General features: G+C 45.8%; 27 protein-coding genes, 2 tRNA genes, 1 other RNA gene and 1 other annotated feature. Of the genes, 1 reads left to right on the top strand and 29 read right to left on the bottom strand.

Features of this window, described 5'->3' with window-relative positions:
• Positions 1-146: 146 nt before the first annotated feature.
• Positions 147-234: transfer RNA gene (locus tag BLW39_RS04925), tRNA-Ser, on the bottom strand.
• A 46-nt stretch (positions 235-280) separates the two neighbouring features.
• Entirely contained in the window at positions 281-610 is a 330-nt protein-coding gene (locus BLW39_RS04930) for a hypothetical protein (protein WP_059379063.1), read from the bottom strand.
• A 76-nt stretch (positions 611-686) separates the two neighbouring features.
• Here BLW39_RS04930 and BLW39_RS04935 point away from each other — a divergent pair, with 76 nt between their 5' ends.
• Positions 687-1340: an NAD(P)H-hydrate epimerase gene (locus BLW39_RS04935; RefSeq protein WP_059379062.1), complete on the top strand. Its 654-nt coding sequence runs from the start codon at positions 687-689 to the stop codon at positions 1338-1340.
• Between the two features lie 27 nt (positions 1341-1367).
• Here the strand turns inward: BLW39_RS04935 and rlmH are convergent, their stop codons facing one another.
• The 27 genes from rlmH to BLW39_RS05070 form a co-directional block, all read right to left on the bottom strand.
• Complete coding sequence (gene rlmH / locus BLW39_RS04940; RefSeq protein ID WP_059379060.1) at positions 1368-1847, bottom strand: 23S rRNA (pseudouridine(1915)-N(3))-methyltransferase RlmH; 480 nt, start codon at positions 1845-1847, stop codon at positions 1368-1370.
• A 590-nt stretch (positions 1848-2437) separates the two neighbouring features.
• Complete coding sequence (locus BLW39_RS04945; RefSeq protein WP_059379056.1) at positions 2438-3187, bottom strand: M15 family metallopeptidase; 750 nt, start codon at positions 3185-3187, stop codon at positions 2438-2440.
• 60 nt (positions 3188-3247) lie between these two features.
• A tRNA-Lys gene (locus tag BLW39_RS04950) sits at positions 3248-3320 on the bottom strand.
• Between the two features lie 89 nt (positions 3321-3409).
• Complete coding sequence (locus tag BLW39_RS04955; RefSeq protein ID WP_059379051.1) at positions 3410-4288, bottom strand: ROK family protein; 879 nt, start codon at positions 4286-4288, stop codon at positions 3410-3412.
• Between the two features lie 162 nt (positions 4289-4450).
• Entirely contained in the window at positions 4451-5446 is a 996-nt protein-coding gene (gene galE, locus BLW39_RS04960; RefSeq protein ID WP_059379046.1) for a UDP-glucose 4-epimerase GalE, read from the bottom strand.
• Positions 5447-6205, bottom strand: coding sequence for an acyl-[acyl-carrier-protein] thioesterase (locus BLW39_RS04965; RefSeq protein WP_059379041.1), 759 nt, complete (start codon positions 6203-6205; stop codon positions 5447-5449).
• Positions 6198-7115, bottom strand: coding sequence for a 16S rRNA (cytidine(1402)-2'-O)-methyltransferase (gene rsmI / locus BLW39_RS04970; protein WP_059379039.1), 918 nt, complete (start codon positions 7113-7115; stop codon positions 6198-6200). The genes BLW39_RS04965 and rsmI overlap by 8 nt, the downstream gene beginning before the upstream one ends.
• 6 nt (positions 7116-7121) lie before the next feature.
• A complete protein-coding gene (locus tag BLW39_RS04975; RefSeq protein ID WP_059379037.1) occupies positions 7122-8084 on the bottom strand; it encodes a hypothetical protein in 963 nt (320 codons plus the stop codon).
• Complete coding sequence (locus BLW39_RS04980) at positions 8084-8407, bottom strand: cyclic-di-AMP receptor (RefSeq protein WP_059379035.1); 324 nt, start codon at positions 8405-8407, stop codon at positions 8084-8086. Before BLW39_RS04980 ends, BLW39_RS04975 begins: the two co-directional genes overlap by 1 nt.
• Before the next feature lie 3 nt (positions 8408-8410).
• Positions 8411-9043, bottom strand: coding sequence for a dTMP kinase (tmk, locus tag BLW39_RS04985; RefSeq protein ID WP_059379032.1), 633 nt, complete (start codon positions 9041-9043; stop codon positions 8411-8413).
• 8 nt (positions 9044-9051) lie between these two features.
• Positions 9052-9318 (bottom strand): YaaL family protein, encoded by a 267-nt coding sequence (locus BLW39_RS04990; RefSeq protein ID WP_059379029.1) that lies wholly within the window; start codon positions 9316-9318, stop codon positions 9052-9054.
• Positions 9318-9923: a recombination mediator RecR gene (gene recR, locus BLW39_RS04995; protein WP_059379027.1), complete on the bottom strand. Its 606-nt coding sequence runs from the start codon at positions 9921-9923 to the stop codon at positions 9318-9320. Before recR ends, BLW39_RS04990 begins: the two co-directional genes overlap by 1 nt.
• Before the next feature lie 6 nt (positions 9924-9929).
• Positions 9930-11858 carry a DNA polymerase III subunit gamma/tau gene (dnaX, locus tag BLW39_RS05000; RefSeq protein WP_059379026.1) on the bottom strand — a complete coding sequence of 643 codons (1929 nt, stop codon included), beginning with the start codon at positions 11856-11858 and terminating at the stop codon, positions 9930-9932.
• Between the two features lie 43 nt (positions 11859-11901).
• An RNA gene (gene ffs / locus BLW39_RS05005) (signal recognition particle sRNA small type) lies at positions 11902-11988 on the bottom strand.
• Positions 11989-12062: 74 nt separating this feature from the next.
• Positions 12063-12593 (bottom strand): tRNA adenosine(34) deaminase TadA, encoded by a 531-nt coding sequence (tadA, locus tag BLW39_RS05010; protein ID WP_059379024.1) that lies wholly within the window; start codon positions 12591-12593, stop codon positions 12063-12065.
• Positions 12586-13203, bottom strand: coding sequence for a class I SAM-dependent methyltransferase (locus tag BLW39_RS05015; RefSeq protein WP_059379021.1), 618 nt, complete (start codon positions 13201-13203; stop codon positions 12586-12588). Before BLW39_RS05015 ends, tadA begins: the two co-directional genes overlap by 8 nt.
• A gap of 75 nt (positions 13204-13278) precedes the next feature.
• Positions 13279-13647, bottom strand: a complete 369-nt coding sequence (gene rplL, locus BLW39_RS05020; protein ID WP_059379020.1) for a 50S ribosomal protein L7/L12 — start codon at positions 13645-13647, stop codon at positions 13279-13281.
• A 51-nt stretch (positions 13648-13698) separates the two neighbouring features.
• Entirely contained in the window at positions 13699-14217 is a 519-nt protein-coding gene (gene rplJ / locus BLW39_RS05025; RefSeq protein WP_059379018.1) for a 50S ribosomal protein L10, read from the bottom strand.
• A gap of 23 nt (positions 14218-14240) precedes the next feature.
• Positions 14241-14360 (bottom strand) — a sequence feature (ribosomal protein L10 leader region).
• Between the two features lie 36 nt (positions 14361-14396).
• A complete protein-coding gene (rplA, locus tag BLW39_RS05030; RefSeq protein ID WP_059379016.1) occupies positions 14397-15089 on the bottom strand; it encodes a 50S ribosomal protein L1 in 693 nt (230 codons plus the stop codon).
• Positions 15089-15553: a 50S ribosomal protein L11 gene (gene rplK / locus BLW39_RS05035; protein ID WP_059379014.1), complete on the bottom strand. Its 465-nt coding sequence runs from the start codon at positions 15551-15553 to the stop codon at positions 15089-15091. The genes rplA and rplK overlap by 1 nt, the downstream gene beginning before the upstream one ends.
• A 162-nt stretch (positions 15554-15715) precedes the next feature.
• A complete protein-coding gene (gene nusG, locus BLW39_RS05040; protein WP_059379107.1) occupies positions 15716-16285 on the bottom strand; it encodes a transcription termination/antitermination protein NusG in 570 nt (189 codons plus the stop codon).
• A 93-nt stretch (positions 16286-16378) separates the two neighbouring features.
• Entirely contained in the window at positions 16379-16555 is a 177-nt protein-coding gene (gene secE, locus BLW39_RS05045) for a preprotein translocase subunit SecE (protein ID WP_059379012.1), read from the bottom strand.
• 12 nt (positions 16556-16567) lie between these two features.
• Positions 16568-16717 (bottom strand): 50S ribosomal protein L33, encoded by a 150-nt coding sequence (gene rpmG / locus BLW39_RS05050; protein WP_074717807.1) that lies wholly within the window; start codon positions 16715-16717, stop codon positions 16568-16570.
• A gap of 52 nt (positions 16718-16769) precedes the next feature.
• A complete protein-coding gene (locus BLW39_RS05055) occupies positions 16770-17330 on the bottom strand; it encodes a sigma-70 RNA polymerase sigma factor region 4 domain-containing protein (RefSeq protein ID WP_059379011.1) in 561 nt (186 codons plus the stop codon).
• 47 nt (positions 17331-17377) lie between these two features.
• The gene (gene rlmB / locus BLW39_RS05060; protein ID WP_059379009.1) at positions 17378-18127 is read right to left on the bottom strand and encodes a 23S rRNA (guanosine(2251)-2'-O)-methyltransferase RlmB; all 750 of its coding nucleotides are present in this window, start codon (positions 18125-18127) and stop codon (positions 17378-17380) included.
• Positions 18120-18530, bottom strand: a complete 411-nt coding sequence (locus BLW39_RS05065; RefSeq protein ID WP_059379007.1) for a Mini-ribonuclease 3 — start codon at positions 18528-18530, stop codon at positions 18120-18122. Before BLW39_RS05065 ends, rlmB begins: the two co-directional genes overlap by 8 nt.
• A 175-nt stretch (positions 18531-18705) precedes the next feature.
• Positions 18706-19155, bottom strand: a complete 450-nt coding sequence (locus BLW39_RS05070; RefSeq protein ID WP_059379006.1) for a hypothetical protein — start codon at positions 19153-19155, stop codon at positions 18706-18708.
• Positions 19156-19231: the final 76 nt, after the last annotated feature.

Consider the following 19231-nt stretch of genomic DNA (forward strand, 5'->3'; position numbering starts at 1 on the left):
GGTACTGCTAGACCGCTTTAATTTTTATCCTCTACTTTTTCCGCTACTTTAGATGATATCCCTTGATATCCCTTGATATTCGTAAAAAGTAAAATCGCTTAAGACTGGGATTTGTGACCCCTCTTGACTGCTCTTGATGAGCAAAATGGAGAAGAAGGGATTCGAACCCTCGCACGCTTTAACACGTCTACACCCTTAGCAAGGGCGCCTCTTCAGCCTCTTGAGTACTTCTCCATAACAGATAATATCATAACAGATTATTACTGCTACGGCAAGAAAATTAACGTGCGCCAATCTCCATTACAGCCAAATTGAAGTGATCCCACAGACCCTGGTCATCTTGCTTGAAATCTTCTACCAAAGAAGTCCCCTTTGGCGCGATTGTTCCAGCTAATTCATGGTAGACATCATAGATTTCCAGTTCCTTCTTATCGTTCCATTTGACGTTATAAAAAGTACCATCCATCCGGTAATCCAAGATTTGTTCTAGGCCTCGAAGCAAAGTTCGTTCAATAACTTGTTCTTCGGTCACATTTGCACCACGGGCATTCAAAATGGCGACCTGGTCTTTTACTTCTTGATAGTCATCTGCGACGTCCATACTATCCATTTTTGCCGCCTCCTATTACTATTTTTGCGTGTTCTATATTATAATTGACTATAACTATTATACTAAGGTGAATTGAATGAAACAACTCGTGACCACAGAAGAAATGCAAGCGCTTGACCAATACACCATGACCGAAGTTGGCATGGGCGAAGACGTTCTCATTGAACGTGCCGCTCTGGCTGCCCTTGAATCACTTGGGGCCGGTAACTTTGACTTATCCAACGTCTTAGTCTTGGTTGGCTTAGGGAACAACGGCGCCGATGGGATTGCCCTCGCCCGTCTCTTGCACCAATTAAATATCACAGTTGCTCTTCAATTTGTCGGAAACGTTTCCAAAGCAAAGCCGGCCGTTAAGCGGCAACTGAAGATTGCCGAAGCCTGCGGTGTGGTTCGGTCCGAAAAATCTGATTTCAAACAAGCCTCACTCATCATCGATGCGATCTTTGGGACTGGCCTAAATAACGACCTGCCAGATGGACTACAAAAGATGGTCAAAGCTGCAAACCACATTGAAAGTACTGTGGTTGCCCTGGATATTCCAACTGGAATTAACGGTACAACCGGCCAGGTAATGGGAGCGGCTTTGAAGGCCAAGACAACGATTGCTTTCGGCTATGAAAAAGCCGGCCTAACCAAGGGCGCCGGCAAGAAAACTGCCGGACAAGTTGTCGTCAAAGATATTGGTATCCTGGCACCGAAAGATTTCAAATTCTCAATCAAAGCAAAATAAAAAACGTTGGCAGTCGCCAGCGTTTTTTTATTTATGATAAGCCGACCCGGCCGAAATCATCATTGCTCGGTAGACTTGTTCCACCAAGACTAAACGCATTAGTTGGTGCGGTAGGGTTAAGAGACCAAATGATAACATCAGGTTCGCCCGCTTCTTAATAGCAGGGTCCAATCCTAAAGAACCACCAATAATAAAGGTCAGGGTCCCGTGACCGCTATTTTTTGCTTGCTCTAACTTCTTGGCGAAGTCTTCTGACGGCAGCTGCTTTCCTTCAATAGCCAAAACGACCACATAGTCACGGTCACCAATCTTGCCCTGCAAACGCTCGGCTTCCTTGGCCATAATTTGCTGATTTTCAACCTCTGACGCCTTTTCAGGCGTTTTTTCGTCAGCCACCTCAATCATTGCAACCGAGGCAAAACGGTGTAGCCGTTTTACGTACTCAGCAATGCCCTTTTTTAAATAATCTTCCTTTAATTTGCCCACAGTTAATATTTTAATTTTCATTTTAATTTCATCCTTAACTTTGGTCTAAACCAAAAGTTGTCCCCCATTTATGAACTTATCAACGGTTTTTTCCACATATTCACCAGTTATTCACCGGTTTAACCCCCAATTTAGAGAGATTCCTTCAGACTTTTCCCCATTTGCACGACTTATAAACAGCCTTCGTGGATAACTTTTCCAAAACAAGAAAGGTGATAATACTGGGATTTTTACTTTTTTATCCCAACTTTTCCCCATTATTATCCCAATTTAGAAAACAGTACATTTGTTCCCCTATTTATTTGGCCGATTATTCGTCTTTTTTCTTTTTAATTTTAATTTTATCTTGGAAAGGCTGATTTTCGCACTTTTTGGCTTTCATAAACCGAACCACTGAGGAATACTTTTCCCCTAATTCAATTTTACCTTAGTTAGACCGAACATGCATTCTGAAATTGGTATAGTCGCTTTTTTTGATTACAATATTTGACAGAACTTCTTGTCTTTGTTCTGACACTTTTGCCTAATTTGTGGACGCCTTCTGCACGATTTTACTCAAAGAAAAAAGGCAAATTAGTCAGCATGATTAGCTGATTAATTTGCCTCGAATTTTAGTCTTTACCTGCGGCCTTCAACGCCTTGAGATAGGCTTCTAAGGTCAAATCATGCTTGGTCATATACTTCGCATTTTTAACGCCCACATAGCGGAAATGCCAGGACTCATAATCGATGCCTGTTTCCTTGATTGACTTAGCATCCTTTTTGTAGCGCAAAACGAAACCATAGTCCGGCGCATGCTCGATTAGCCAGCGCTGAGAAGCAAACTGGTCCATCTTTCCATCCAAGCCTGGGTACTTTGCCAACGCATCATTTCCAGCTAAATCAATAGCTAGACCAGTTTCATGTTCAGAAGACCCTGGTGTTTGTACCACAGCCGCCGTTGCCTTTTCGGCATCGGCATCTGACATCCCCTCAGCCTTATTCGTTGCTAAGACACTGGCATAAACTTCTTTTTGGTACTGAATTGATCGGTAACCAGATACCAAAGTAGTTTGATAACCGGCCGCCTTGGCTCCATTCATGAAGTCTACAACCGCTTGTTGAATCTTTGCATTCACGACCTTATCACCAACTTTAGCTTGGTCAAAGGGAACCTCTGGATCTTCGGGGTGCTGTTTATTGACTAAGACTAAGTCCCAATCAGTTGTCTTCACCCCAGCCGGTAAGTCGCTTGTCTTAACCGTCTTTGTTGCACTAGATGAAGAGTGCCGCTGGTTGTGCTGTCCGACAGCCACAGCCCCTCCAACAGCAACCAAAACGATAGCAGCAATTGCGCCACCTAACCAATAAGTCCGTTTCATGAAAAAATCCTCCTTATATGTACAAAAAAAGGCTGGAATACCCAGTCTTCTCTTTTATGATGGTCAGTCAGGGGCTCGAACCCTGGACCCACGGATTAAGAGTCCGTTGCTCTACCAACTGAGCTAACTAACCATGGATGTCTTTCACAACAAAAGATATCATAACATAGATAGAGCCCGTCAGCAAGCCTTTTTCAATAATTTTTAGAAAGAAATTCAGCCTTACTCAGCCTGAGCCAAACCTTCTTGCGCAAGGTAGAAGCAACCAAGAATTCCGGCGTTATCACCAGTTGAAACTGGCACGATGTAATCCTCTACGTCTGGAATGGCCAAGTAGTTGCGAAACTTGTCTAAGAACGCCTTGCGAACCAGTGGCAACAAGATTTCGCGGTGAGGAACCCCACCACCAAAGATAATCTTGTCTGGGCGCAAAGTCATTGTAAAATCAACTGCGGCTTGGGCTAAGTAATCAGCCTCAATCTCCCAGGCAATATGATCATCTGGCAAATCCTTAGCAGTTTTACCCCAACGCTCCGCCATCGCCGGACCGGAAGCAAGTCCTTCTAAGCAATGGTCTTGGTGAAATGGGCAGTGACCCTTATAAGTATCTTTCGGGTGCTTTTGAATCATAATGTGGCCGGCTTCGGGATGTCCATAACCAATCAGGAATTCACCATGGTGAATAATACCCGCACCAACCCCAGTTCCAATTGTAAGATAAACCAGGGAATGATTTTCTTTCACCGCACCGGTCTTATACTCGGCCCAGGCTGATCCGTTGACATCGGTTGTCCAAAAGTATGGAATGTCACGCCAAGCTTTCATGCGGCCCAAAAAGTCGTAACCTGACCATCCCCGCTTTGGGGTATCCAACACGCGACCATAGGTTTTTGACTCTGGATTCACATCAATTGGACCAAACATCGCAATCCCAATTGCTGCCAAATCATCAAACTGATCAAAATACGCAATCACTGCATCAACGGTCTTTTGACCATCTTCTGTCGGAATTGATTGCCGGTCTAAAATATTCATCTTCTCATCACAGACAGCTAAAACAAACTTCGTACCGCCGCCTTCGATTGCTCCAAGTAGTGCCATGGCGAACTCCCTTTCAATATTTGCTTTCAACCGTAGCATGATTTCTCATTAGCCGGGTTTTTTATACCTTCATTGTAAACGCTTACAGCTCAACAAACAATAGTTTTTTCATTTTTCTGACAAATTTGTAATAAAAAAAGCCATTTACTGGCTTTTAGTTTATTATTTGCGGTCGTCATAACCGTTTGGATGCTTTTCTTTCCAATTCCAAGCAGTCTTGATGATGTCTTGGACATTGTCATACTTTGGTTGCCATCCCAAAACTTCTCGAGCTTGGCTTGAATCTGCGACCAAAATATCTGGGTCACCAGGACGACGGGGTCCAATTTTGGCTTCGATATTAACCCCCGTTGCTTCCCGGGCTGCTTCAACCATCTCCTTCACGGAGAAACCAGTGGCTGATCCCAAGTTGAACTGTGCTGATTTGTTACCCTTAGCCAAATAATCCAAGGCCAAGATGTGGGCATCGGCCAAATCAACAACGTGGACGTAATCACGGACGTTAAAGCCATCAGGGGTGTTGTAGTCATCCCCAAACATTTCAATATAGTCGCGTTGGCCAGCGGCTGCCTGCAAAATGATTGGTACAAGGTGGGTTTCGGGTCCGTGGTCTTCACCAATTGAACCGTCTTCCAAGGCACCGGCGACGTTAAAGTAACGTAAAGCGACCCATTTGATGTCGTATGCTGAATCGGCCCAAGCCATCATCTTTTCCATCATCAACTTTGATTCCCCATAGGGGTTGATTGGGTTTTGTGGGTCGGTTTCCTTAATTGGAATGTTGACCGGGTTACCGTATGTTGCGGCAGTTGATGAGAAGACAATCTTCTTAACATCGTAGTCCTTCATTACTTCCAGCAGAGTAACCATGCCGGCCGTGTTGTTATCGAAGTACTTCAAAGGTTCAGCCACTGATTCTGGCACGATTGAAAAGGCCGCAAAGTGAACGACGGCACCGATATCTTCTTTTTCAAAAACAGCTGACAAAGCTTCCTTGTCACGGATATCGACTTCATAGAACTTTGCTTCGGGGGCAACCGCTGCCCGGTGTCCCTTGACCAAATTATCAACAACAACAACATCTTGGCCTTGGTCTAACAAACGGCGCACCATGTGCGAACCAATGTAACCAGCACCACCTAATACTAATACAGACATTTATTTTTCCTCATTCTTTTGCTCGGGCTTTGCTTGCCAGGTGATCACCGCTTCTGCAGCAGTCCCATCTTCTTTGACAACCCGATGCCTTGATTTATTATCAGCTAAAATTACTTGCGATTCAACCCGGTGGCCATAGTGCACCTCATTTTCATAGCGAATCGTGAGTTCACTGGCCTCATGGTCGCGCAGGTAATCCAGCGGCAAAACATCCAACATCCATTCCAGGTACTTGGAATTATTCACGTGACGGTTCCCATCAATGTCCAGGAACCGGACTTGATAAGGGCGACTCATCTGCACATCATCGTCCTTAATTTTTTCCACCTTAACCATCTTGTCCAAACGGCGAACTTCATCCCCGCCATAAGGAATAACCAGGTCGGCCGGCAGCTTTTGCATCCGCCGACTTTCCAGGTCAATCAAGGCCCACAGCGAATCAATATCGATGATCACCTCACCATTAGCGTCCTTAAAATAAAAACCACGCATGGCAAAGTAAGAGGACCATTCCCCCGCTTTGGTTTCGATTGTAATTGTTTCCCCGAGTTTTGGTCGGCGGAATATCTTCAAATCATATTGTAAAATAACCCAACCTAAACCACGCTTGTCTGTTTCTGTATAACCAACATTCAGGTGTTCACCCTGCAATCGGGAACAGAGAATTGCCAAATTCAACACCATTGGCAACGACAATTTGCGCGTTAAATCGACTTGGTAATATTCGACTGGTCGAGTGATTGAAAAAATATCAGCCATGGTCTTCCTCAATTTGATGGTAAATTTTATAAACTTCTTGCCGGTTTAAGTCTCGTTCCTTGGCAACTTGTTTGATTGCTTGGTTGGGCTTTTGGCCGGCAGCCACGAGCTGTTGGACCGCCTGGTCGACGGGCAGGTCGGCAAGGCCATCCCCGATTTCGTTTGTCGCCCCAGCCACTGGCGTGAGCGTCTTCAGATCTTCCTGAGAGGCCCCAGCAAGCATCAGAACAAATTCGCCCCGAGCCTGGTTGTTATTGGCCCAATCAACCAATTCAGCAGCAGTTCCACGCAGAAACTCTTCATAGCGCTTGGTCAATTCTCGAGCCAACACCACCCGACGGTCAGGACCGCAAACCTCTAAGATATTGGTCAGCGTCGCTTTGAGTCGATGTGGTGCCTCGTAGAAGATTAACGTTTCTGGTCGGCGGACCAAATTAGCCAAGGCTTCCTGTTGCTCACCCTTCTTGCGGGGCAAAAAGCCATGGAAGTAAAACGGTTGTGGTACCAACCCTGAGGCAATCAAGGCCGTAATGCCGGCCGAGGCTCCCGGAACTGGCACAACTGGTATGCCAGCAGCAATTGCCTGAGCCACTAGTTCCTTACCCGGATCCGATATGGAGGGCAAACCAGCATCCGAAACCTGGGCAACTGACTGGCCCGCCAACAAATCTTGCACAATCAGTGGCGCTTTTTCCTGCCAGTTGTGTTCGTGCAGAGCCGTTTTCTTGGTATGAATATCAAAGTAGTTCAACAATAATTGCGTGTGCCGTGTATCCTCAGCAGCGATCACGTCAACCGTCGATAAGACTTCAATTGCCCGATTCGACATGTCCTGCAGGTTACCAATTGGTGTGGCAACTAGGAACAGCGTTCCTGTATTTTGTTGGGAAAAACTCTTCTGTATTTGCATAAAGTCCTATCCGAGTGCAATCGCCATTTCCAATGATAACTTTTCCAAACGACTTTGCCAGGAAATGTTCACTTGACGCAACTGATCCGTTTTTAAGATTAAACTACCCACCGCCAACAGCTGGTCTGGTCGATAATGACTGGCCATTTTCTTGTAAAAACCAAGTAATTGAGGATAGTGCAGCTGATCCTCCGCCACGTAGGCGTAAACCGTTAAATCCCGCCCCAATTCCTGTAACCAGGACAAGACACGGGCCTCTTGCTCACTTTCCTTCACCAACGGCAGGAGCTGACTTTGCAGGTAGGCCATCACCGCAATATCACGGGTCATCGCCTTTTCAAACCATTTAAAGACAACGGGCTGAACCTGATTGACAAATTCTTCCGCCGCTGCCAGCTCATCGACTTGGACTTGGTCCGTTGCTTGCAGGTGCACCAGCTGCGCCCGCGAGCGAATCGTGGGCAAAACATCCGCTTGCCGGTTGGCCAACAACAAAATCAACTGTGGACCAGCCGGTTCCTCGATAAATTTCAGCAAGGAGTTCGCTGCCGCAGTCGTTAACGTATCAACCTGGTCAATCACAAAGATTTTGCGGTCACCCTCGAGGGCAGTTGTTGTCAACTCCGGCACCAAGGCCCGAATTTGAGCAATCTTAATCGCAGCACCAGTTTTTTCGGCTAAGACCGTGACAAAGTCTGGGTGATCAAAGGCGGCAATCCGCTGCTTCGTTAATTCATCTTGTCCCAACACGAGGGCTGCCAGTGCCTGCGCCAAGGCCAACTTTTCTTCTTGGCCCGGCCCCGTTAATAAATACAGGTGCGACAAGCGCTTTTCAGCAACCACCTGTTCAAACTGGCCTAAATTATCGGGGTAGGCAGCCTGAGCGGTCGCCCAAAAATCGGTATCCTTTAAGACGGCGACCGGCGTCTCTTGAGCCCCTTGGCCCTTGTTTGCTGTCTTCTTAGCCATTAGAACTGGTAGAAGTCATCGATGGTCTGAGTGAAGACCGTCGCGCCACCGACCTCGATTTCAACCGGAAAGGCGCCAGTTCGTTCACCTTCAACACCAATTGGAGGAACCATGAATTGCTTGCGCTTTTGTGACACGTCTTTGATGATTTGCAAGACTTCTTCAACGCGTTCTTCATCAATCGCGATGATAAAAGTCGTATTTCCTGACCGTAAGAAGCCACCAGAAGTTGCTAAACGGGTAGCTTGAATCTTCGCCTTAACAAAGGCGTTGGCCAATTTCGTGGCATCTTTATCTTGTACAATTGCGTTCACTAACTTCATCTCTTACCTCCAATTGGCCTTTAAGACCTCTTTCACTTGCGCAATAACTGCTGCTAAGTCTTGGTTCGCGTCGACTAATTTGATGCGGTCGGTATTATCTTCCACGAGTTGCAAATAAGTTTGCCGAACTGCTTGATGAAAGGACAAGTCTTCCTCGTCCAATCGATCAATCTTATCCTGCCGATTAGCAAAAATCCGTTTCAGGCCGATTTCAACCGGCAGGTCTAAGTAGATGGTCAAATCAGGCAACCGCCCCTGAATCGCAAAATCATTCAAAGCAGCAACCCGGTCAACACCGAGTTTTCTTGCCCCACCCTGATAGGCCAAGGAAGAATCAAGGTAACGGTCTGATAAGACCAGCTTGTTTTCCCGCAAAGCCGGCTCGACCGTTTGCACTAGGTGCTCTCGTCTTGAGGCTGCTAAAAGCAAGGCTTCCGTCCAAGGGTCCATCGCGGGGTCCGTTTTTTCTTGTAACAGCGTCCGGATTCCTTCAGCGATTTGACTACCACCAGGTTCGCGGGTGACCAAGATTTCTCGTCCCGAGAGTTCTGCCAAGAATGGCACAACGGCCTGAATCACCGTACTCTTACCAGCCCCTTCCGGACCTTCAAATGATAAAAATTGCATTTTCGTCATTTTCGCTCCTATTCTTGGCTATCGTGGTAGAGTCGGGTTTCACGAGCCACCGTATTGCGACGGCGGGCCTCATTGTACAAGTAAGAAAACTTCGCCTTTTCCAAAGCAGTTTGGGCTTGAATCATGTGCGCGTTGACCCGTGAATCAACCAAAGCGGTTTCAGATTCTTGGGCCTGATGTAAGTCTAACCGCGCTTGATTAATTTGATCTAAAAGAATCTGATCATATTCTTCTTTTAGTTGTCCTGCGACAACTTTTTTCTTTTTATTAAACATTAGAGCTCATTTCTGCCCTCAATGGACTTAATCAAGGTCAACTGATCTGCATAATCAATGTCGGCGCCAACAGCTAAACCTGTAGCTAAGCGGGTTACCTTAATGTTGGCGGGCTTTAATAGCCGAGCCAAGTACATCGCAGTTGCTTCACCATCAGTGTTGGCGTTAGTGCCAACAATCACTTCTTGGATTTCTTCATCTTTTGACAAACGCTTAATCAAAGATGGCAGGTTAATATCTTCTGGACCAGTCCCAGCACTCGGAGAAATCACCCCATTGAGAACATGGTATAGGCCATGATATTCACCCGTTTGTTCCATCGCCATCACGTCTTTTGGATTTTGTAAGACCAAAACCGTCGATTGGTCACGACTTGGGTCCGAACAAATTGCACAAGGATTTTCATCCTTTGTAGTTATATTACCGCAAATATCACAAAAAGTAATCGCTTCTTTTGCAGTTGAAAGCGCTGCGGCAAAGGCTTTGACATCGTCATCGTCCATCCCCAATGTATAAAAAGCCAAACGACTGGCCGTTTTGGCGCCAATCCCCGGTAATTTGGAGTAGGAATCGATTAATTTAGCAATGGGTTCTGGATATTGCATACGTTATTAGTCCTCGTCTTTTGTCTCCGTCACCTGAACCAGGTCGTCACCAAACAAGTTCTTGGCTTCCTGGACTAAGTCAACTTCATCTGTTGGTTGTGCCGCCACATCCTTGGCTGCTGAGCTGGCACTCTTAGTTCGGTTATCGGCTAACATGGTTGGCGTTAAGTCCGCCAACGCGATGTCAATTTTTTGGCCAGATTTTAGGGCCGTGACATAATCGGCACGGTCATTTTGCCATTCGTCCTTCGTTCGTAAAATTAAAGTTTCTGGCAAATGAAGCTGGCCGAGTGCTGCTGCTAATTTGCTGAGCAAAGTAGTATTAGTCAAAGTGGTATCTAAAATGGCTGGGAAATCAAAGGCCAAAATCATGGCATCAGCTGAAGCTGCCATTGGTTCGACCGTCTGTAGGACCGCTTGGTCCTTGACAGCAAAGTCCTTCACCAAGTCAGGCCAACCGGTCTGGGCCTGAGTGAGGCTGTCTCGCTTGGCTTGTGACAAAACGGCCTGAACAGCTTCTTTTCCTGTATAAACAGTTGGTAATTTCCCGGCTGTTTCGGCTGATGATGCCGGCGTTGTCGGCTGCGTCTCCTGTGGCTGTGGCTTTGCCGTTTCACTCGCAGCAGACTCGGCCTGCTCAGCCACCGGTTCGGTTGGTTCGGCAACGGGCGCCGGTTCTAAGTCTGGTTCGACCAGTTCGGTTGGCGCATCCATTGCTGGCTCTTGGACCACTTCTTGTGGTTTTTCAGCTACCGGTGCAGCGGTCGGTGCTTCAACTGGCGCTGCCGTCTTTTGGCTGACAGCTGGGTTGGCCGGTTGGGCAGCACTTTGCTGCTGAGCCGGTGCCGCTGATTTTGCTTCGGTAGCCGGTTCTTGGACCGGCTGACTGCCCTGAGTCCCATCAACCAAACTGAGCTTAACTGTCAAAATTTCCAGGTAAATGTCACTTTGTAACGACTGGGCTAGCTGCGTTTTGACGTCATCAATCACAACGAGCATTTGCTGAATTTGGTCTTGGCCAACTCGCTGCTTAAATTCTTTGAGCTCGTTAATCTTACTGGTAGACTTCACCAAATCTGGTGCTAAATCAACCAACATGACGTCGCGTAATGTCGCCATTAGGTCCGCTAAGAAGCGGTTGGCATCTTTACCAGCTAATAGGATAGCTGACAGTGTTTCAAGCGCCTGAGCGGTATCGTGGGCCAAAACCTGGTTCAAATAGGTTAACAGTTGATCAATTTTAACCGATCCCGTCACCGTTAAGGCATTTTCCAAAGTAATCTTATCTGGACCAAAGGCAATCACCTGGTCCAAAATTGACAAAGCGTCCCGCATTCCACCTTCAGCGGCTGTTGCCACAACATCCAGCGCGGTGTCTTCAAAGTCCTGCTTTTCTTGGTTCAAAATTTCAATCATTCGATTTTTAATCGTCTGATTGGACAAGCGTTTGAATTCAAACCGCTGTGTCCGTGACAGGATGGTTGCCGGCATCTTTTGGACTTCCGTCGTGGCCAGGATAAACTTAACCTGGGCTGGTGGTTCTTCCAGCGTTTTCAAGAGAGCATTAAAAGCCCCGGTCGATAACATATGGGCTTCATCAATGATGTAAATTTTAAAGGGAGCTTCGATTGGTGCATAGTTAGCGGAATCCCTGATTGATCGGATTTCATCGACACCGTTGTTAGACGCCGCATCAATTTCAATGATGTCCGGGTGAGACTGATTGGCCTGGTCCGGCCCAATCCCGTTCACTTCTCTGGCAAAAATTTTCGCCGCTGAAGTTTTTCCAGTCCCACGAGGTCCCGAGAACAAATAAGCATGGCCAGTCTGCTTTGCTTCGATCGCATTTTCCAGCGTCTTCGTAATCACTTCTTGACCAACCATTTGCTCAAAAGTCTTTGGCCGGTATACCCGGTAAAGTGCTTGATATGCCATGGTCCCTCCCCTTACAAAAAAAGCCGCCACTAGGCGGTTTTGCTATGTACACAAGCACAAGGTCAATCAATCTTAGAGCTGCTACATTTCTGTCCTGACTCGGTTCGAAAGGCAACCCTTGCCTGCAATTGTTATTATAGCGAAAGATGCCCTGAAAGGCAAGCGTTTTTCAGATTCACTTCATCTCGAAAAATATCAGTGTTATCAGTCGTTTTCGGCATTTTCGGCAGCCTTTTTTGCCTGTTTTTCAGCCTTTTTCTTAGCACGAATCCCTTGAAAAAAATCCTTTAACAGCTGCTTTGATTCTTCTGCCCGAACACCAACATAGGTTTTGACCTGATGGTTTAACCGGTCATCATCAAAAACCGTGTACAAAGACGATACCGCCCCGGCCTTTTGATCCTTCGCTCCATAGTACACCAATGGAATCCGGGCGTTAATAATCGCCCCCGCGCACATCAAACAGGGTTCCAACGTCACAAAGAGCGCCGTGTTTTCTAGCCGCCAAGTCCCCAACTCTTCGTTGGCATGATTAATGGCAATTAGTTCGGCATGGCTACTGGTTTCTTGGTCCGTTTCGCGCCGGTTTGACCCAGTAGCGATGATTTGACCATTTTTAACAATCACCGCTCCGATTGGCACTTCGCCAATTTCTTCGGCTCGCTTCGCTTCTGCTAAAGCGATCCCCATGAAATACGCTACTTGTTCAGCAGTTAAATCTGGAACTTCAGCCATTCGTTGCCTCCAAGACAAAGTAGCCCTTCTTCTTACCGGCAACTTGAACCTGGTCAAAGACCGCCTCGAGGTTCTTTTGAGCCGATGGTGCGCCCTGCTTTTTTTGCAAAACCGCTAAAATTTTTCCTCCTGGGAGCAAATGATCTTTAGCGCCCTGAAGCATGGCGGTGACAACTGGTTTTCCAGCTCGAATTGGGGGATTAACCAAAATTAAAGCATATTTTTCATTAATTTGCCCGTAGATGCTTGATTGAAAGACCTTTACCTGGCTGCCAACCCCGTTCCGGTCAGCATTCTTGCGGGCCAAATCAAGGGCTCGCTCGTTCACATCCACCATGTCGATGTTTTTATTGAACGCCTTGGCCACAGCGACCCCAACCGGGCCATAACCAGTACCAAGGTCTAAAACTTTTCCCTCAGGAAAGTCAGTTTCGCCCGCAACTTCGAGCATGGTGCGAGTCCCAAAGTCGACGGTTTTCTTTGAGAAAACCCCCGCATCAGTTGTAAAATGCAAGTTATGTCCTAATAACTCAAAGTCGAACTCTTGATAATCATGGTCGGCGTCCGGGTTGGCCGTGAAATATTGTTCGCCAGCTTTTTTTTCAGTCATTGATGTCTTCCTCTAATCTCTATTTTACTAAATTTTATGTACAAAAAAAGGACCCGACGGGTCCTTTTTCTCTGATTACTTCAAAGTAACTGAAGCACCAGCAGCTTCCAAAGCTTCCTTCAATTCGTTAGCTTCGGCTTCTGCAACGCCTTCCTTAATAACAGAAGGTGCGTTGTCAACCATGTCCTTAGCTTCCTTCAAGCCAAGACCAGTAGCTTCACGAACTGCCTTGATAACCTTAACCTTAGCAGTACCTGCTGAAGTCAATTCTACGTCAAAGTCTGACTTAGCAGCTGCGCCTTCGGCACCAGCAGCACCAGCAGCGGCTACAGGAGCAGCAGCTGAAACGTCAAATTCTTCTTCGATAGCTGAAACCAAGTCAGCCAAGTCCAAAATTGTTGCATCCTTCAATGATGCGATAATCGCGTCTTTATCAAAAGCCATGATTAATTCCTCCAATTAGTTTATATGATAGTTTGTAATTTAAAATTGTGCTTATTCAGCAGCTGGGGCAGCTTCTTCAGCTTCCTTCTTTTCTTGCAAAGCCTTAACAGCATATGCAAATGAACGGATAGGGAACTGGAATTCTGCCATCAACTGACCAAGCAAACCTTCGTGTGAAGGCAATGAAGCATACTTGTTGATGTCAGCAACATCAGCAATGTTTCCGTCAACGACACCACCCTTAATAACGAGCTTTTCGTTTTCGTCAGCATACTTCTTCAAGATACGTGCTGGGGCAACAGCGTCGTCGTTTGAAAAGGCAACGGCTGAAGGTCCAGCAAACAAATCGTTAAGTTCTGCAAAACCAGCTTCTTCAGCAGCACGGACCAAAACCTTGTTCTTGATAACTTCCAAAACAACGCCTTCTTCACGCAACTGTGAACGCAATTCAGTTGATTCAGCAACAGTCAATCCACGGGGGTTAACCACAACGGCTGCAGCGGCTGACTTAAATTGATCAGCAACAACCGCAACTTTCTGTGCCTTAACGGCAATAGCTTGTTCACTCATGTGTAATTCTCCTTTCAAAGATTTTTTTGCAAAAGAAACCCGCCTGCCAGAAGACAGACGGGTAAAGTTAGTAATTTAACTTCCTCGGCAGGATATTAAGGTGCAAGCACCACCTGAGTCTTAGGCAAAAATGATTTAATTCACTTATTAATCTTAGCAGTTTTGAATACAGCTGTCAATTAAAGCGTAGCCAAATCCAAAGTAACTGCAGGACTCATTGTTGATGAAAGGGCAACGTTTGAGATATAAGTTCCCTTAACAGCAGCTGGACGAGCTTTCAAGACAGTTTCAGCAATTGCCTTGATGTTTTCAGCCAACTTGCCTTCATCAAATGATACACGACCAACAGTAACGGCAACGTTTCCGTCACGGTCAGTACGATAAGTCACTTGACCACCCTTAGCATCTGAAACAGCCTTGGTAACATCCATAGTTACAGTTCCAGTCTTAGGGTTTGGCATCAAGCCCTTAGGACCCAATGCACGACCAACACGACCAACTTGGGCCATCATGTCTGGCGTTGCAACAGCAACGTCAAAGTCCAACCAACCGTCTTGAATGCGCTGAACCAAGTCAGCAGCACCAACAACGTCAGCTCCAGCGGCTTCGGCTTCCTTAGCCTTGTCACCTTGGGCGAAGACAACAACAGTCTTGTCCTTACCAGAACCGTTTGGCAAAACAACAGCACCACGGAGTTGTTGGTCAGCCTGACGAGTGTCAACGTTCAACTTGAAAGTAACTTCAACTGAAGCGTCGAACTTTGCGTATGAAACTTCCTTCAACAAAGAAATTCCGTCTGCCAATGCGTAAGCCTTTTCAGCTTCAACCTTAGCAGCAGCTTCTAAATACTTCTTACCATGCTTTTGTGTCATTATTCTGCGTCCTCCTTGATTGCTGTTCCTTCAACAGTCAAGTCCACACCGTCGACGGTAACACCCATTGAGCGGGCAGTTCCTTCGATCATCTTCATGGCTGCTGTCACGTCGTTGGCATTCAAATCTGCCATCTTGTTTTCAGCAATTGCACGAATTTGGTCCAAGGTTACGTTTCCGACCTTAGTACGGTTTGGTTCACCAGAACCCTTACCAACAATCTTACGCAATTGGTCAGCTGCTGGTGGAGTCTTAGTCACGAATTCGAATGAACGATCATCGAAAACTGAGATTTCGACAGGGATTGTTGATCCAGCTTGATCAGCAGTCCGTGCGTTAAATTCCTTAGTGAACTGTGCGATGTTAATACCGGCTTGTCCCAAGGCAGGTCCAACTGGTGGAGCTGGAGTTGCTTTGGCAGCGGCAATTTGCAGTTTCACAACATTGATAACTTTTTTAGCCACGATATATTTCCTCCTCGTGTTGTGGTAGAACGTAGCTTTAGTGCTACTTCCACGCATGTCTTTGACATACCAGAATAGTATAACAAAAAAACCGCCCCGAGTAAAGGACGATTTTCCGATAAGCCTTTTTATACCAGGCTTTCACCTGATTTTAGACTCTTATTAAATATTTGTATCGATATCATTAAAGCCTAATTCTGTTGGTGTTTCACGACCAAAGACTTCAACCGTTGCTTCAACTTCTTGCTTTTCATGGTCGATGGCACGGACAATTCCTTCCATACCATTAAATGGACCAGCGACAATCTTAATTGTTTGCCCAACTTCAAGGTCCAAATCAACCTTCGCTTGACCAGTCATACCCATTCGCTTCATCAGCAAATCAACTTCTTCAGGCAACAATGAATTTGGCTTTGAACCGGCACCGTGAGAACCCAAGAATCCGGTAACACCAGGAGTGTTTCGCACAACATACCAAGCTTCATCCGTCATGTTGCCTTCTTGTGGTGTGGCCATTTCGACCAAGACATATCCTGGGAAATCGTTTTCAATCGAAGTCTTAACTTCCCCATCTTGCACCGTTGATACTTCTTGTTCTGGCACCAAAATGCGGAAAATTTGGTTAGCCATTCCCATTGTTTGTGTTCGTGATTCCAAGTTGGCTTGGACCTTGTGCTCATATCCTGAGTATGTGTGAACAACGAACCAAGCTTTTTCAATTTCTTCTGTCATGGCTTTATCGGGCATTCGCCCGTCCTCCTTGAATTGCAAATAAAAAAGAGTCGACTGACTCTTCTAACTGCCTTAAGTATACTATATGAAGACTTACTTCGACAAGAACAAATTAACTCCCTGTTGCAAGAGCCAATCTGATGCTCCAATAATGGCAGCAAAAATAATCGAAATACTAATCACCGCGATTGTTTCACGGGTTGTTTGTTCCATTGAAAGCCATGAAACCTTCCGCATTTCTGCGGCAACGTTTTTAAAATAAGTAATCATTGTTGCAATACCTCACTTTGTTTCCCGGTGAAGGGTGTGCTTTCCACAATGGGGACAAAACTTTTTAACACCCAAGCGCTCAACCCGGCCCTTAGAAAGAGTTACTGTATAATTTCTTGATCCACAGACCTCACAGGCCAATGATGCTTTTTGACTTGGCATAAAGTTACCTCACTAACTAGCTATGATAGCACCTTTATCTCCATTTTTCAACTTAGGGCTGCCGCAGGTGCGTAACGACTCGTTTCTTAAACCGGTATTGAACCTGGTTGACCATCCGGTATTGTTCGATTGTGAGCTTCGGCACTGGCTCTTGTCCTAAAATGAAGTTAACGGCCCGGTGGTAGTTGACCCCACCCTTATTGGCCATCGTCGCAATCGCCTCTTTTAGGAAGAAAACATCCTCCGGGTTGTCACCATTGGTCTGAAATTCGATCCGAACCGGGTCCGGATCGAGAAAAGGAATCATGCTTTCATAAAATTTCGCCTTATTTGTATAACGATGACGCAAATGGTCGTTTGCCTTGTTTTTCAGGGCCGCCATGTAATAAGTCGACAACTTTGCCTTGGCGTTAGCCTGCTGATAGCGTTTGATACAAGTAATCAATAAGACCAAGGCATCGGCGAACCAATCATCCAAGCGGTAAAAGTTACTAAGCTTTTCCCGATAGACTTGAATCATCATCCCCTTGAACTCATCAAAAAGTTCTTGGTACACCAAGTTCTCTTCTTCCGGTGAACTCGCCAACCGCCGTTGCATTACTTCTTGATTCATTTGAAAGACCTCCTCATTTGGGGCCCTTCAACCAAGAAAAGCCCAGTTTATAGAGGGTGTCTTGAACTAAATCCTTGATAGATTAATAAACTAGCAGCAACACTGGCATTCAGCGATTGCACGTGACCAATCATTGGAATCGTTAACATGCCGTCAACTTGTTTTTTCAACAACGGCGAGATGCCCTTCCCTTCATTACCGATGATCAGTGCCGTTGAACCCTTGGCATCCCATGACCGGTAATCTTGGCCATCCATGTCCGTCCCAAAGACCCAAACACCACGTTCCTTCAGTGTTTTAACCGTCTGCACCAGGTTGGTCACCCGGCAAACTGGCACGTGTTCAATCGCACCAGTTGAGCTTTTAGCCACCGTTCCAGTCAATTGAACAGCGCGGCGCTTTGGAATAATCACACCGTGAACACCAGCGGCATCAGCTGTTCGCAAGATTGACCCCAAGTTATGGGGATCTTCAATTTCATCCAAGATTAAGAAGAAGGGCTCTTCGTTTTGACTTTCTGCCTTAGCAAATAAGTCATCCAAAGTGGCGTAATCATAGGCCGCTACTGAAAGAACCATTCCTTGGTGATTCCCACCATCGGCTAGTTCATCCAACTTAGCCTTAGGGGCTTGTTGAATCACGATTCCCTGCTTCTTGGCTAATTGGCTAACCTCTCGTTCCACCCGTGGCTGCAAACCTGGCTGGAGCCAAAGCTTGTTAATTGCTGTTTCTTGCTTCAGCGCTTCGACAACGGCATGGTGACCGTAGATAAATGCAGGTGCTTTTTCTTTAGGCATTTTGTGTTCTCCCACTTTCAACTTGCTCATAAATCCAGTTCATTAATTCCGTTAAGCGCTCTTCTTGCTTTGACAAGTACAGGTAGCCAAACATCGCCTCCACTCCGGTCGAAATCCGGTAAGAAACAGCATTGGTATTTTTGGCCTTGGTATATGATTTTGCATTACGACCCCGCTTAAAATAAAGCATCTCTTGCTCATTTAAAATTTGGTCGGTTTGCATTAGATCAAAGAGAGCCGCATGCGCTTTCGCCGAAACATAATGCCGTGATTTTTTTTGCAGGTCATTTACTTTCGTCAATCCGAGTGACACTAAGTGGTTTCGCACTGCTAGTTCATAAATCGCATCGCCAATATAGGCCAATGACAACCCATTCATTTGTTCATAGTCCAGTTGTTCCATGGAGCTCCTCTTTTGATTGAACCAATTGGCTATTCACACCAGCATTTTATCAATCGTTCTCTTTTTCAACAGTTTCTTCATTTGCTTTTGGCATAAAACAACTAATTTTTGCCATAAAATGCAAAGCACTCGCGGCCGCTTCCCTGAAAAAACGGAAAGTTTTTGCGAGTGGCTTTTATTTATTCTTGCGTTCAGCTAACATTCCCTGCCCCATTCGAACAGTCCACATGATAACAAAGCCACCAATAATTGCAGCAATTAAGTGAATGGCAATTTCACCTTGTTTTTGGATTGGCCAAAAAAGTAAGGAGACAATCACCAACACAGCAGAAATAATCATTGCCTGTTTCCACTGACTCCAAGTGGTTACCTGATACTGGTTATGGGGAACCGACTTTGGAAAAAGACGGAACTGAATTTGTTCGCCTGCAGGACTAAAGGCCGCTGCGTAAAAAATCGTGAAGAAGTAAATAAACCAATTGGAATTATAAGCTTCATTACCCCGACTAACACGCCAGACAAATAGGATTAACAATACAGCAATTGGTACTAACAGCGTTGCCCATAGTTGTTTCTTGGTTAATTTTTGGACCCAATCAATCCATTCGATTTTTACTTTTTTCATAATTGCCTCGTTTTCAAACCTACTCCTAGTCTACCTTAATCGGGCTTTTTGGACAATAAAAAAACCAGCTTTCGCT

Source organism: Fructobacillus pseudoficulneus, from assembly GCF_900108455.1.
Lineage (GTDB): Bacteria > Bacillota > Bacilli > Lactobacillales > Lactobacillaceae > Fructobacillus > Fructobacillus pseudoficulneus.